Annotated in this window: 11 protein-coding genes; all 11 read right to left on the bottom strand. The window is 71.1% G+C overall.

Annotated elements, in window-relative coordinates:
• Positions 1–112: 112 nt before the first annotated feature.
• Positions 113–1,423, bottom strand: coding sequence for a guanine deaminase (locus tag ACXJKD_RS18425; RefSeq protein ID WP_457256269.1), 1,311 nt, complete (start codon positions 1,421–1,423; stop codon positions 113–115).
• On the bottom strand, positions 1,420–2,235 hold the full coding sequence (gene xdhC / locus ACXJKD_RS18420; protein ID WP_457256267.1) for a xanthine dehydrogenase accessory protein XdhC: 816 nt from the start codon (positions 2,233–2,235) through the stop codon (positions 1,420–1,422). Before xdhC ends, ACXJKD_RS18425 begins: the two co-directional genes overlap by 4 nt.
• Before the next feature lie 2 nt (positions 2,236–2,237).
• Positions 2,238–4,694, bottom strand: a complete 2,457-nt coding sequence (xdhB, locus tag ACXJKD_RS18415; protein WP_457256266.1) for a xanthine dehydrogenase molybdopterin binding subunit — start codon at positions 4,692–4,694, stop codon at positions 2,238–2,240.
• Entirely contained in the window at positions 4,691–6,256 is a 1,566-nt protein-coding gene (locus tag ACXJKD_RS18410; protein ID WP_457256264.1) for a xanthine dehydrogenase small subunit, read from the bottom strand. Before ACXJKD_RS18410 ends, xdhB begins: the two co-directional genes overlap by 4 nt.
• Positions 6,257–6,456: 200 nt before the next feature.
• On the bottom strand, positions 6,457–7,200 hold the full coding sequence (locus tag ACXJKD_RS18405; RefSeq protein WP_457256262.1) for an aspartate/glutamate racemase family protein: 744 nt from the start codon (positions 7,198–7,200) through the stop codon (positions 6,457–6,459).
• Positions 7,188–8,738: an NCS1 family nucleobase:cation symporter-1 gene (locus ACXJKD_RS18400; RefSeq protein WP_457256261.1), complete on the bottom strand. Its 1,551-nt coding sequence runs from the start codon at positions 8,736–8,738 to the stop codon at positions 7,188–7,190. The genes ACXJKD_RS18405 and ACXJKD_RS18400 overlap by 13 nt, the downstream gene beginning before the upstream one ends.
• A gap of 144 nt (positions 8,739–8,882) precedes the next feature.
• A complete protein-coding gene (locus ACXJKD_RS18395) occupies positions 8,883–9,569 on the bottom strand; it encodes a GntR family transcriptional regulator (RefSeq protein ID WP_457256260.1) in 687 nt (228 codons plus the stop codon).
• Between the two features lie 40 nt (positions 9,570–9,609).
• Positions 9,610–10,458, bottom strand: coding sequence for a bifunctional allantoicase/(S)-ureidoglycine aminohydrolase (locus ACXJKD_RS18390; RefSeq protein WP_457256258.1), 849 nt, complete (start codon positions 10,456–10,458; stop codon positions 9,610–9,612).
• A complete protein-coding gene (gene allB / locus ACXJKD_RS18385; protein WP_457256256.1) occupies positions 10,455–11,831 on the bottom strand; it encodes an allantoinase AllB in 1,377 nt (458 codons plus the stop codon). The genes ACXJKD_RS18390 and allB overlap by 4 nt, the downstream gene beginning before the upstream one ends.
• A 16-nt stretch (positions 11,832–11,847) precedes the next feature.
• Entirely contained in the window at positions 11,848–12,717 is an 870-nt protein-coding gene (locus ACXJKD_RS18380) for a fumarylacetoacetate hydrolase family protein (RefSeq protein WP_457256255.1), read from the bottom strand.
• Positions 12,714–13,844 (bottom strand): glycerate kinase, encoded by a 1,131-nt coding sequence (locus ACXJKD_RS18375; RefSeq protein ID WP_457256254.1) that lies wholly within the window; start codon positions 13,842–13,844, stop codon positions 12,714–12,716. Before ACXJKD_RS18375 ends, ACXJKD_RS18380 begins: the two co-directional genes overlap by 4 nt.
• Positions 13,845–13,850: the final 6 nt, after the last annotated feature.

The following is a 13,850-nucleotide window of genomic DNA, read 5'->3' as shown; positions in this document are numbered from 1 at the left end:
CCCCCGCGAGCAACCTTTGCTAGCACACGTTGCTCGTTCGTGGACAGGTTGCAAGGTGTCCGTCAACGAGTTTCCTTTGCTAGCAAAGGTTGCTGGAGACGACCGAAGGGGGTCAGGTGCGGCGGGGCATCCGCCAACGCCCGGCAGCGATCTGGTCGCCACCGACCCAGACGCCACCGATGTCGGACGTCGTGCCGAGCGCGAACACCTTGGAGAGCGCGTCGTCGGCCGACTTGGCGTTGCCGAGACCCACGGCAAGGGGGTCGCCCGCCTCGGGGAGCAGCCAGATCGCGTCGAACTGCTTGCCCACCGAGAGGTCGCCCACCTCATGGTCGAGCCCGAGGGCTCGGGCGCCGGCGGAGGTGCACAGCCAGAGGAGGTGCGCCGAGGTCAGGGGCAGCCCTTCGTCGCCCAGCAGGCGCTGCATGAAGTAGGCCTGCAGACCCTCCTTGAGCATCGAGAAGCCAGTGCCCGCACCGACATCCGACCCCATGGCGACCTGCACCCCGGCCTCGACGTGGCGTCGCAGGGGGAAGAGCCCACTGCCGAGCGCCGAGTTGCTGGTCGGGCAGTGCGCGACCGAAGCACCCCGCGCGGCGAGCGTTGCCAGCTCGGGGTCGGTGGGGTGCACGTTGTGGGCCAGCACCGAGCGCGGCGTGACGAGTCCGTGGCGGTCGTAGGTGTCGACGTAGGAGGCCCCGCCGAAGAGCTCGGCGACCTCCTTCACCTCGGCGGTGTTCTCGTTGACGTGGGAGGTGAACCAGGAGCCGTCGACCTCGCCGAACGTCGCGGCGCAGGACTCGAGGATCGCGTCGCTGGCCGATAGCGAGAAGCGAGGTGTCACGGCATACCGGAGGCGTCCCTTGCCGTGCCAGCGCGAGGCGAGGTCGCGGGACTCCTGGTAGGCCCGCTCGGGCGTGGTGAGCAGCGGCTGGGGCAGGATCCGGTCGGAGCTGACCAGGCCGGTGGTGACCCGCAGCCCCCAGAGGTCGGCGGCCTCGAACATCACGTCGACCGCCGAGGCGAAGTGCGAGCCGAAGACGAGGGCCGTGGTGGTGCCCGCGTCCGCGAGCCCGGTGACGAAGTCCCTCGCCACGCCACGGGCCATGTCGACGTCGGCCAGCCGCATCTCCTCCGGGAGAGCGCACTGGTCGAGCCAGTCGAGCAGCGGCATCCCGAGACCGCCGATGACCCGCACCTGCGGGAAGTGGACGTGCGTGTCGACCAGCCCGGGCAGGACCATGCCCTCCCGGAGGTCGAGGACATCCTCGTCAGGGTGCTCGGCACGCAAGGCAGTGAAGTCGCCGCGCGCGACGACCACCCCACCCTCGACGAGCAGCCCGCAGTCGTCCTGCGCGCGCAGCGCCCCTCCCTCGAAGGGGTTCTCGGGGGTGTCGAGCACGGTGGCCCGGAAGAGCGTCATCGCGCCACCTTCGACGCCTCGGACTCGAACACGCGGACCAGGTCGGCCGCGACGCTCAGGGCGATGGTGGCCGGGTCCTTGCCGGTCAGGTGCGCCGACCCGATCGGGGTCTGGATCCGCGAGAGGTCCGCGTCCGAATGTCCCTCTGCGGCAAGGCGCTGGCGAAATCGCGACCACTTGGCCGACGAGCCGATGAGCCCGATCGACCCGAGGTGCTCGCAGCGCAGGGCGCCGTCGCAGAGCGCAGCATCCTCGGCGTGGTCGTGGGTCATGACCAGCACGTGCGTGCCCCGGGGCACCTGGCCGAGGACGAGCTCGGGGACCGGTGCGTGGTGGACGTGCACCCGGGCCGTCGAGTCGTCGAGGACGCCGAGGCGGTCGGACGTGAGCTGGTCGGCGCGGGAGTCGACCAGGTGGAGCTCGAGGTCGTGACGGGCGAGGATGCGGGCCAGCTCGAGGCCGACGTGGCCGACCCCGAAGATCGCGACCGCGGGCACCACCGCGAGCGGCTCGAGGAGCACCTGCACCTCGCCGCCACAACACTGCTGTCCGTGCTCGACCGGCGCCTTGTCGTTGAGGGACAACGCGATCTGCTCCGGAGCAGCCGCCCCCTCGGCCAGCATCGTGCGCGCACGGGCGACCGCAGTCGCCTCGAGGTTGCCGCCGCCGATGCTGCCCCAGGTCGCAGCCACACCGACGACCATCTTGGCCCCGGCCGCGCGCGGCGAGTGTCCGCGCACCGAGGTCAGCGTGACGAGGACACCCGGCCGGCGCTCCCGCCGCAACCGTTCGACGGCAGACACCCACTCCATGGTCAGGTCCCCGCCCTGGCCGGCTGGGCGGCCTGCTCGGAGCGCGGCCGCAGGGGTGCTGCGTCGGCGTCGGGCTGGTCGGGGACGACGCCCGGCGCGCCCTCGACCATCGCGGTCATGTGCGGGGGCTCGGCGCCGCCACGAGCCTCCTGGACCGCCCAGAAGACGGCTTCAGGGGTCGCCGGCGAGGCGAGGTCGACCGACGTCCTCGCCGGACCGAAGGCCGCAGCCGCCTCGCGGAGGGCCTCACGCACCGAGAACGCGAGCATCAGCGGCGGCTCGCCGACTGCCTTGGAGCCGTAGACGGCCCCGTCCTCGTGGGCGCGCTCCAGCAGCGCCACGTTGAAGACCTCGGGCATCTCGGAGAAGCTCGGCAGCTTGTAAGTGCTCGCCGCCTGGGTGGCCAGCCGACCCCGCGACGGCCGGTCGGACTCGTCCCAGCGCAGGTCCTCGAGCGTCAGCCAGCCGGCACCCTGGACGAAGGCACCCTCGACCTGCCCGATGTCGACCAGCGGCGACAGCGAGTCGCCCACGTCGTGCACGATGTCGACGCGCCGCAGCCGGTAGGCGCCGGTGAACTCGTCGACCTCGACCTCGCTGGCCGCCACGCCGTAGGAGAAGTACTTGAACGGCGACCCGTGCATGGTCGACGAGTCCCAGTGCAGTCCCTCGGTGCGGTAGAAGCCGGCGGCCCAGAGCTGGATCCGCTGGAAGTAGGCCCGGTTGACGAGCTCGGCCCACGGCACGGACTCCGCGCCGCCGACCTTGCCCACGTGTCCGTCGGTGAACCGCACGTCGGCCGGGTGCACCCCGAGCCGGCCGGCGGCGACGGCACGCAGGCGCTCGATGATCTGCTCGCAGGCGTCCTTGACCGCCCCACCGTTGAGGTCCGCCCCGGAGCTGGCTGCGGTGGCCGAGGTGTTCGGGACCTTGTCGGTGCGCGTCGGCGCGAGCCGGACGGTCGACAACGGCACGCCCAACGTCGTGGCCGCGACCTGGAGCATCTTGGTGTGCAGGCCCTGGCCCATCTCGGTGCCACCGTGGGTGATCAGCACCGACCCGTCCTTGTAGACGTGGACGAGGGCGCCGGCCTGGTTGAAGGACGTGAAGTTGAAGGAGATCCCGAACTTCACGGGCGTCATCGCCAGGGCGCGCTTGGAGTGCTCGTGCGAGGCGTTGTATGCCGCGATGTCGGCCTTGCGCGCCGCGACGTCACCGGTCGTGAGCACCTGCTCCCAGCAGGTCGCGACGCGCTCGGGGTGCCGGACCGGCTGACCGTAGGGGGTGGACTGCCCGTCGACGTAGAAGTTGCGGGACCGCAGCTCGATCGGGTCGATGCCCAGCTGCGGCGCGCACCGGCCGAGGATGTCCTCGATGACCAGCATGCCCTGCGGCCCGCCGAACCCACGAAAGGCCGTCTGCGACGTCTTGTGGGTCTTGGCGATCCGCCCGTTCACCCGCACGTTGGGGATCCAGTAGGCGTTGTCGATGTGGCACAGCGCCCGGGCCAGCACCGGCTCGGAGAGGTCGAGGCTCCAGCCACCGTCGGAGGTGAGTGTGGCGTCGAGCGCCTGCAGCAAGCCGTTGTCGTCGAAGGCGACCCGCCACTGCGCGTGGAACCCGTGCCGCTTCCCCGACATGGTCATGTCCTGGGTGCGGGTGAGCCGCAGGCGCACCGGACGGCCGGTGAGCGTCACGCCGAGGGCGGCGATCGCGGCATACCCGTGGGGCTGCATCTCCTTGCCACCGAAGCCGCCGCCCATGCGCAGGCACTGGACGGTGACGGCGTGGCTGGGCAGGCCGAGGACGTGGGCGACGATGTCCTGCGTCTCGGTCGGGTGCTGGGTCGAGCTCTGGACGAAGATCTGGCCGTTCTCGTCGACGAGCGCGATCGAGCAGTGCGTCTCGAGGTAGAAGTGCTCCTGCCCCGCGAACTCGAACTCGCCGCTGTAGACATGGGCCGCTCCGGCGAACCCGGCCTCGATGTCACCTCGCTCCATGTGCGGCTGGCCGCCCTGGAAGCTCCCCGCCTCGATCGCCTCGTGCACCGTGACCAGTGACGGCAGCGGCTCGTAGTCGACCTCGACCGCGAGCGACCCCAGCCGGGCGGCCTCGAGCGTCTCGCCGAGCACCCAGCACACGGCATGACCGAAGAACATGACCTCCGACGGGAAGAGCGGTTCGTCGTGCTTGACCCCTGCGTCGTTCACCCCTGGCACGTCGTCGGCCGTCAGGACCCGCACGACGCCGGGGACCTCCAGCGCAGGTGCCGTGTCGAGCCGGGTGACGCGGGCATGGGCGTGCGGTGCCTGCACCGGGTGGGCGTGGAGGATGCCGTGCGTGCGGACGGCGAGGTCATCGGTGTAGAGCGCCTCACCGGTCACGTGCAGCGACGCCGACTCGTGCGGGATCTCTTGCCCGACAACGGGATTGGCAGGGCGTTGGGACAGGGCGCTCATGCTCCGACCTCCTGCTGCGTCGCGGTCTCGGCATGCAGCTTGAGGAGCGCCGTGCCGAGTGTCGCCGTGCGGTATGCCGCGCTGGCGCGGTGGTCGTCCATCGGCGTGCCTTCGGCGCGCATCACCGCAGCCGCCTCGCGGACGACGTCGGCACGCCAGGCCCGGCCCTCGAGCGCGGCCTCGGTGGCCAGTGCGCGGATGGGGGTGGCGGCGACGCCCCCGAGGCCGATCCGCGCCTTGGCGACGATGCCGTCGCGCAGGTCGAGCGCGAAGCCGACTGCCACGCTGGAGATGTCGTCGAACCGGCGCTTGGCGATCTTGTGGAACGCCGTGACCTCGCTGAGCGGCAACGGGATCCGCACGGCCCGGATGAGCTCACCCTCGCGCTTGACGGTCTGTCGGTAGCCGGTGAAGTAGTCGGCCAGGGGCACCTCGCGCTCCCCGTCGGTGGAGGCGAGCACCACGACCGCCTCCAGGGCGAGCAGCGCGGGCGGGGTGTCGCCGATGGGCGATCCGGTGCCGAGGTTGCCGCCGATGGTCGCGCCGTTGCGGATCAGCCGGGAGGCGAACTGCGGGAACATCTGGTCCAGCAACGGGACTCGCCCAGCCAGACCCCGCTCGACCTCGCTCAGGCTGAGGGCGGCACCGATCTCGACCGAGTCGTCACCGACCGACAGGGTCCGGAGCTCCGGCAGCCGGTCGATGCCGATCGCGAAAGGAGTGCGGGCACCGCGGATGTTGACCTCGACCCCCCAGTCGGTGGACCCGGCGACCAACACGGCGTCGGGGTGCTCAGCCAACAGGGACAGCGCTTCGGTGAGGTCTCCGGGGCGGGCAAACGTCCCGGTGGGGCCGTCGAGCCGCGTGGCGCGGGCGGCGGGCGGGGCGGCGGCCAGCCGCGCGGCATACGGGTCGTCGTCGGCAGGCTCGCCGAGGGCGTAGGCGGCGTCGCGAATGGGTCGGTAGCCCGTGCAGCGACACAGGTTGCCCGACAGGGCGTGCAGGTCGAAGCCGTTGGGCCCGTGCTCGTGGTCGGGCGCGACGCCCGGGTCGTTGGCAGTGTGGCCCTGGGCGTCTGCCGATGCTGCCTCGTGACCGTTCTGCGACGGGTCGGGGGCCACCGAAGCAGGGGCGCAACGACCCTCGCGGTAGTACTCGGCGGCCATGCTGCAGATGAACCCCGGCGTGCAGTAGCCACACTGCGACCCGCCGCGGACGGCCATCTCGCGCTGCACCGGGTGCAGCGCGTCGGGGCGGCCGAGGCCCTCGGAGGTGACGACCTCCTGGCCGTCGAGTGCGGCGACCGGCACCAGGCACGCGTTCACCGCGGTCCACTGGGTGCCGGAGCCCTCGGTGGGGCGGGCCACCATGATGGAGCAGGCGCCGCACTCCCCCTCGGCGCAGCCCTCCTTGGCGCCGGTCAGGCCCTGGGCCCTGAGCCAGTCGAGGGTCGTGGTGCTCGGGTCGGTGCCGTCGAGCGCGCGGGGCGCGCCGTTGACCGTGACACTGTGCTCGCCGAAGACACTGTGCTCGTCAACAGCGTGAGTGTTGGTTGACACCATGGTGACTCCCGTCGCCCCGTCTTTGGGGACCATCATCCCCCAGGCGTCACCGCCAAGGGGCATGGTTGCTGACAGGAGTGGGTCCGCCGGTTATCCATGCCGAACGACGGCCCTGTCGTTCATTCCCGAGCAGGATAGATCTCAACAAACTGTTGAATCAAGGGTTTTCCGCCGACCATTCCGCGCACTGGACGGTCGGGTCAGGCGCGGCCGAAGCCCTGCAGCACCCCGGTGAAGGCCTTCGGGGGCGGCGGGGCGAGCTCGCCGTGCGTCGAGGGTCGCAACCCGAGACGCACCACGCTCTCGGCGAGGAGGGTCCCGGCCGCGACGCCGTCGACGACCGGCACCCCGAGCTGCTCGGTGAGCAGCTCGGGAAGCCCCGCCATCCCGGCGCACCCGAGCACGATCGCGTCGGAGCCGTCGGCCGCGAGGGCGTTCTTCGCGAAGGCGAGGATCACGGCATACGTGCGGTCGCGGTCCTCCTCGAGCTCGAGCACGGGGATGTCGCACGCGTGCACGCCGGCGCACTGACGCTCCAGTCCGTAGGTGCGAGTGAGGTCCCAGGCCCGGCCCACCGTGCGGCTCATGGTGGTGACGACCGAGAAGCTCCGCCCCAGCAGCGAGGCGGTCTTCATCGCCGCCTCGGCGATGCCGATGACCGGCCTGGACGCCGCCTCCCGGGCGGCGTCCAGACCGGGGTCCCCGAAGCAGGCCAGGACGAACGCGTCCGCCTGCTGGTCCTCGCGGATGACCTCGAGCAGCCCCGGCACGGCCAGCGCCTCGTCGTAGTGGCTCTCGATCGAGGCCGGCCCCATCGACGGCGTCCGAGCCGTGATGACGGTGTCGGGGCCGGCCACCCGCCGCGCCTCCGCCTCGATGAGGGCGGTCATGGACGTCGTGGTGTTCGGGTTCACCACGGTGAGGTGGACGGTCACTTCACGCACGTCTTCGCGTCGAGCGGGCTGTCGCTGACACCCATCCGCGGGGCGAGGAGCGCGTAGGCCGCGAAACCGATCCCGCAGCCGATGAACCAGGAGTAGTCGTCGAACCGGTTGATGCCGGGGACGAACACTGCGGCGAGGGCGCCGACCGCGGCGAGCGCGGTGGCCCAGATCGCGGGCGGGTTGTAGCCCCGCTTGTAGTGGTAGGCGCCGGACTCGTCCATCGTGAACAGGTCGTCGACGCAGACCCGCTGCTTGTGCACGACGTAGTAGTGGGCGATGAGGACGCCGAACAACGGGCCGATGAAGGCGCCCAGGGTGTCGAGCGTGTAGTGGATCGTCTCGGGGCTGTTGTAGAGGTTCCACGGCGTCAGCAGCACCGAGCCGACCGCGGCGATCATGCCGCCCATCCGCCAGCTGATCTTCTGTGGGCTGACGTTGGAGAAGTCGAAGGCCGGCGAGACGAAGTTGGCGACGATGTTGATGCCGATCGTGGCCGTGGTGAAGGTCAGCGCCGCGAGGACCAGGGCGAAGGTGTTGTCGATGTGGCCGACGGTCTCCACCGGGTCGGTGATCAGCTTGCCGTAGACCGGCAGGGTGGCCGCGGCGGTGAGGACGGTCAGCAGCGAGAAGAAGACGAAGTTGATCGGCAGTCCCCAGAAGTTGCCCTTCTTCACGGCCTGGAAGGTGCGGCCGTAGCGGGAGAAGTCACCGAAGTTGAGCATCGGCCCGGAGAAGTAGGACACGACCAGGGCCGTGGCGGCGAGCATCGTCGTGAAGACCTTGCCACCCGACAGCTCGTGGTCGGAGAGGTTGAGATTGACGCTCCAGCCGGCCTTCGACAGGAGGTAGACGCAGAGCGCGATCATGACGACGTAGACGGCCGGTCCGGCGAAGTCGATGAACTTGCGGATCGTGTTCATGCCGGTCCAGAAGACCGCCGCCTGAGCCACCCAGAGCACGGCGAACGTCGCGTAGCCGAGGGTCGAGAGGCCCAGGAACCCGTGCTGGCTCACGTCGGCGTACGGCTCGAGCCCCGGCCACATGCGGACCAGCAGGATGTCGAGCGAGGCCGAGGCGAGGTAGGTCTGGATGCCGTACCAGGCCACCGCGATCAGCCCTCGGATGATGGCGGGGATGTTCGCGCCCAGCACCCCGAAGACCGACCGGCAGATCACCGGGTAGGGAACACCGGTGCGCTGGCTGGGCTTCGCGACGAGGTTGCAGAAGAACAGCACGATCGTGATGCCGACGATCAGGCACACGAAGACCTGCCAGCTGGTGAGGCCCAACGCGAAGAGGCTGCCGGCGGTGATGTAGCCGCCGACGCTGTGCACGTCGGACATCCAGAAGGCGAAGATGTTGTACCAGGACCAGGTCTGCTCCTTGAGCGGAGCGAGGTCCTCGTTGGTCAGGCGCTCGTCGTACGACGGCTTGATCAGACCTGCGCCGGCGCCGTGGTCGTGCTCCCCGTGGTGGGTCGCGAACCCCGCCGCAGCGGCCGCTTCCTCGGTCTCGAAGGGCTTTTCAGTGGTGCTCATCCGGACTCCTTTGTCCACCGCGTGACCGCGGATGCTTGCGGAGAACGCTAGGAGCGGATCCGTTGGCACAGAAGGCTTTGAACCGTATATCTGGGTATATCCAGCCGTCCGTCGAACAGCTCCACAGCCGGTGGCGCCGGGAGCTCAGCTGCCGATGCGGGCGATGCATGCCGTGAGCCGGTCGTGGTGTGCCTCGGCGACCGCCTTGAGGGTCTCGGCGTCGCGCGCGACGAACGCGTCGAGCATCTGCTGGTGGTCCTCGCGCATGCCGGCCCGGTCCTGCTCGGTCGTGCGCATCATGGTCTGGACGGGCTCGGTGAGGTTCCAGGCGATGTCGAGCATGTGCAGGAGCCGCGGCATGCGACAGGGCGCCAGCAGGGCCTCGTGGAAGTCGCGACTGGCCCGCTGGAAGGCGGCCGCGTCGTCGGCGGCGACGGCACGGTCGAGGGCCTCGTGGATGGCGGCGGCGCGCGCATGGTCGGCTGGGGCGGACTGGCGCACCGCCACCTCGAGCGCGGCCGCCTCGAGGGCGCCGCGCACGACGTAGAGCTCGTCGAGCTCGGTCTGCGACAGGGCGGTGACCGTGTAGCCGAGCCGGGGCTGGTGTTCGAGCAACCCTTCACCGAGCAGCGTCTTGAGTGCCTCACGCACGGGGATCAGGCTCACCCCGAAGAAGGCCGCCACGTCGTCGAGCGGGATCGGGCTGCCTGGTGGCACGGCACCCGAGGCGATCACCCGACGCAGCTCGGAGAGCACCTGCGGGCCGGAGACATAGGCGTCCTCACGGGTGAGCAGGCTGACGATGCCCGACTGCCGCCTGGGCTGTGTCATCGCCGCACTCCTCGACCCGTCACAGGACCATCATGCCCACCTAGACGAGCTGACGGCTGAGGACCGCGTGGCGGTTGACGTCCTTGTAGAGCAGGTAACGGAACCGACCGGGACCACCGGCGTAACAGGCTTGCGGACAGAACGCGCGCAGCCACATGAAGTCACCCTCCTGCACCTCGACCCAGTCGTTGTTGAGCAGGTAGACCGCCTTCCCCTCGAGGACGTAGAGGCCGTGCTCCATCACGTGGGTCTCGGGGAACGGGATCGCCCCGCCCGGCTCGAAGTTGACGATGTTGACGTGCATGTCGTGCCGCACGTCGCTCGGGTCGACGAACCGCTGGGTGGTCCAGACCCCGTCGGTGCCGGGCATCTCGCCACCCTCGACGTCGGCCTCGTTCGTCACGAAGGCCTCGGGCACGTCGATCCCGTCGACGACCTGGTAGGCCTTGCGGATCCAGTGGAACGTCGCCGTCGCGTCGCCGCGGTTGTGCAACGTCCACTCCTGGCCCGGTGGGAGGAACGCGTAGCCGCCCGCACCCAGCTCGTGCGTCTGATCCCCGAGGGTCAGGGTCAGCCCGCCCGCCACGACGAAGAGGACGCCCTCGGCGCCAGGGTCCGCCTCGGGCCGGTCGGAGCCGCCGCCGGGCGAGACCTCGACGATGTACTGCGAGAACGTCTCCGCGAAACCGGACAGCGGCCGGGCGATGACCCACAGCCGTGTGGCGTCCCAGAACGGCAGGTTGCTGGTGACGATGTCGGTCATCGTCCCCCGCGGCAGGACGGCATACGCCTCGGTGAACACCGCCCGGTCCGTGGTCAGCTGCGTCTGCGGCGGCAGGCCGCCGGCGGGGACGTAGTAAGGAGTGGTCGGGTAGCGGGGGGTGGTCATCGCTGTCCTCTCGTCAGGAGCCGACCGCGCGGGTCGGCCTCGATGTCGACCGGTATGCCGTGCAGCCAGGTCTGGCGCACCGCCCCGGTGAGCGTGCGGCCGGCATACGCCGACACGGGGTTCTTGTGTCGAAGGGAGGCGACGTCGACGGTGAACGACTCGTCGGGGGCGAAGACGACCAGGTCGGCCGTGGCGCCGACGGCGATCCGCCCGCGGTCGCCGAGCTCCACCTGGTCGGCCGGCCCCACTCCCATCCAGCGCACGACGTCGACGAGTGAGTGTCCTCGCTCGCGGGCCTCGGTCCAGACGGCGGGGAGGCCGAGCTGGAGGCCGGCGATCCCGCCCCACGCCTCGCCGAAGTCGCCGGAGTCGAACCGCTTGAGGTCCTCGGTGCACGGCGAGTGGTCCGACACGACGGTCCGGATCACGCCGCTCGCGAGCCCGGCCCAGAGCCGGTCGCGGTTGTCGTGCTCGCGGATCGGGGGGCAGCACTTGAACTGCGTTGCGCCGTCGGGGATCTCCTCGGCGTCGAGGGTGAGGTAGTGCGGGCAGGTCTCGACCGACAGTCGCAGGCCCTCGGCCTGGGCCCGGGCGATCAGCGGGATCGCGTCGGCGTCCGACAGGTGCAGGATGTGCGCCCGCCCGCCGGTCTCGCGGGTCGCGTCGATCACCTCGGCGATGGCCCGCTCTTCGGCCTCCTTGGGACGCGAACCCAGGAACCCGGCATACCCCTGGCCGTGCGGCTGGGGTGACGAATCGATGGTCTGCTCGTCCTCGGCGTGCACGATGACGAGCGCGTCGAACGTCGCAGTCTCCGCCAGGGCTTCGCGCAGCTCGGATGCCGACAGGTGGGGGAACTCGTCGACGCCCGAGTGCAGGAGGAAGCACTTGAAGCCGAAGACGCCGGCCTCGTGGAGCGGACGCAGGTCGGGCAGGTTGCCGGGCACGGCACCGCCCCAGAACCCCACGTCGACGTAGGCCTGGTCGCGCGCGACGGCCCGCTTCTCCTCGAGCGCGGCGACCGTGGTGGTCGGCGGGATCGAGTTGAGGGGCATGTCGATGATCGTCGTGACGCCACCGGCCGCCGCGGCGCGGGTGGCACTGGCGAAGCCCTCCCAGTCGGTGCGCCCGGGTTCGTTGACGTGGACGTGGGCGTCCACCAGGCCGGGGAGCAGCACCTCGTCGTCGGCCAGCTCGACCACGCGGGCGCCGGGCACCTCGCTGTCGTAGGGGTCGACCGCGACGATCCGTCCGTCCGCGACGGAGACCGCGACCGCGATCTCCGCGCCGTCGACGACGGCACGCCTCGCCCGCAGGACCACCTCTGCCGTCACACCAGACCTCTTCCCGGAGCCGTGCACCGAACCTGTCATGACCGTAATCCCTGCCTCAGCTCGCCGCTGCCGGCGCGGCGGAACGAGCATGGTCCATGACCCGGCTCCGCTGGGTGCCGAGCACCCCGCCATCCGCGCACACGACGTCGCCGTGGCGCAGGTAGGGGCGCGGCTCCGGCTGGCCCATGGCCACTCCCGCCGGGGTGCCGGTGATGACCAGGTCGCCCGGCTCGAGCGTCATGATCCCGCTGACGTAGCAGAGCAGCTCGGCGACGGAGAAGAGCATGTCGCCGGTCGAGCCGTCCTGCCGCAGCGTGTCGTTCACCGACATTCGCAGCCGGACGTCGGAGGGGTCACCGAGCTCGTCGGGGGTGACCAGCCACGGCCCGACGGGGCAGAAGGTGTCGGCCGACTTGCCCTTGGTCCAGGTGCCGCCGCGCTCGAGCTGGAGCGCCCGGTCGGAGACGTCGTGCGCCAACACGTAGCCGGCGACAGCCCGCAGGGCTCGGGCCTGGTCGCGCTCGTCCTTGAGCGGCGAGCCGAGGACGACCCCCAGCTCCACCTCGTAGTCGGTCGTGACCGACTGCGGCAGCATCCTGATGTCGTCGGTCGGCCCGCACACCGAGGTCGGCGCCTTGAGGAAGACGACCGGCTCGGTGGGCAGCGGCACGCGGGCCTCGGCGGCGTGGTCGCGGTAGTTGAGCCCGATGCCGACGACCTTGCCGGGACGGGTGAAGGGGGCACCGAAACGCAGGTCGCCACCACCCGGGAGGCGGTGCAGCGCAGTGGTTTCGACCGTGTCGAGCCTGCCGAGGAAGGTGGCGTCGACATCCTGCGTCACGGTCGACAGGTCGAGAAGCGCGCCGTCGTCGGCGACCACCACCGGGCGCTCGGCCCCGGGTGGACCGACCCTGGCGAACCTCACCGCGCACCGCCCAGGTGCTCGCGCGCGATGCGCGCACCGATCCGCTCCAGCAGTGGCCCGGGCGCGTCCAGCGCCTCCTGCCGAGTGGCGCCTTCGTCGACGAGCGCGTATGCCGCGTGCAGGCCTGCCGCTCCCAGCTCGGCAGGCGTGAGCGAGACCTGACCGGCCACCGCGACGGCGGGTACACCCTTGTCGCGGGCCAGCGCGGCCACGGCCGCAGGGGCCTTGCCGTGCAGGGTCTGGGCATCCAGGGAGCCCTCGCCGGTCACGACGAGGTCGGCTCCGGCGACGGCGTCCGGCAGGCCGGTCAGCTCGAACACGAGCTCGGCCCCCGGTCGGGTCGTCGCGCCGAGGACGGCCATCAGCCCGAAGCCGACCCCTCCTGCGGCTCCGGCCCCTGGCTCGTCCCGTCGGTCGGCGCCGGTGGTCCGCCCCACGAGGTCGGCCCAGCGGGTCATCGCGGAGTCCAGCAGCTCGACGTCTCCGGGACCGGCGCCCTTCTGCGGGCCGTAGACCGCTGCGGCCCCACGACCGCCGGTCAGGGGGTTGTCGACGTCGCAGGCCACGACCAGCTCGGCCCCGGCCAGGCCGGGGTGGAGTCCGCTCAGGTCGAGCCGGCTCGCCTCGAGCAGCGCAGCCCCGCCTCCTGCGACCTCACCGCCGGTCGCGGTGTGGATCGTGGCGCCCAGCGCCTGCAGCAGACCAGCCCCGCCGTCGGTGCACGCACTCCCGCCGATGGCGACGACGACCCGACGCGCGCCCGCGTCCAGGGCAGCGGCGATCAGCTCGCCGGTGCCCCTGCTCGTGGCCGTGAGCGGCGCGGTCCGGCGGCCCGGCAGCTGCGCCAGCCCCGAGACCTCGGCCAGCTCGACCACCGCCTCGCTGCCGCGGACCCCGTAGGCCGAGTCACACGGCATACCCGTCGGGCCGGTGGCCCGCACCGACACCCGGGTGAACCCGGCAGCAACGGCCGCGGCGAGGGTGCCGTCGCCCCCGTCGGCGACGGGGACGACGACCACCTCGACGTCGGGCCGGACCGAGCGCAGGCCGTTCGACAGGTGCCTCGCGACCTCGGCGGCCGTCAGGGTGCCCTTGAACTTGTCGGGGGCGAGCAGGACGCGGGGCATCGACAG

The organism is Pedococcus sp. P5_B7 (assembly GCF_054049895.1).
Note: the sequence above shows the minus strand (reverse complement) of the source record. Positions and strands in the feature narration are given on the sequence as shown.